2 pseudogenes are annotated in these 673 nt (G+C 53.0%); both read right to left on the minus strand.

The window, feature by feature from the left end:
- Positions 1–343, minus strand: a pseudogene (locus tag R8N49_RS27570) (conjugal transfer protein); the annotation flags it as partial.
- Between the two features lie 2 nt (positions 344–345).
- Positions 346–673: pseudogene (locus tag R8N49_RS27575) on the minus strand (conjugal transfer protein TraI); the annotation flags it as partial.

Below are 673 nucleotides of genomic sequence, written 5' to 3' on the forward strand. Positions count from 1 at the left end.
CAAACACGCGCTGGGCATGGCGGTTTTCCCACAGGAACCCACTACCAAGCCACATATCGTCCGGCGTGTCCTTGATGTACTTTTGGAGCTCCGCAATAGAAATAAACTCCAGATCACGCCCCTTCAAATGCTTTTGGAGCAGGTGAAGTTTGATAGCCTTTGGCAAACGAGCCATCGCCATCACGCCACAGATCCCCGTCATCCAATAGAAGGGCTCCGGAGGCATCGTGCTGACTTGCTCTACGGCCAAAGCCGCGCCGGAGGCGGCAAGCCAGCCTGCTACAGCATTTTTTTCATAGTTGGGCCGCCACGGCATCTCGTAGGCGAGCGGGTCATAACTCATTGTCATGTTTCATTTACCTCTAAATACAGTTTTCCCTGACGTTTCTTGAGCAAAGGCCGTCTCTGTGCCCGGCTCAGCATCCCGCAGAGGATGTGTTTGCTGATGCCGATGTTTTCACCGGCAATCATGTCGAAGGCTTTGTCACTGGTTACTAAGCAGCCATCCTCTTCCAGGACAGGTGTCACGAGCCATCTGCCCGAGCGTTTTTGGATCATGTCCTTGAGCATCTGGAGTGCTTTCTGAGGCGTAACACCAGACGGCAAGAAATCTTCCGCGTTGATGTCTTTCGGGTTTGTTTTCGCCTTAGGCGGCTCAAACTCCCTAACCTCT

Source organism: Vibrio sp. 1978 (assembly GCF_033344345.1).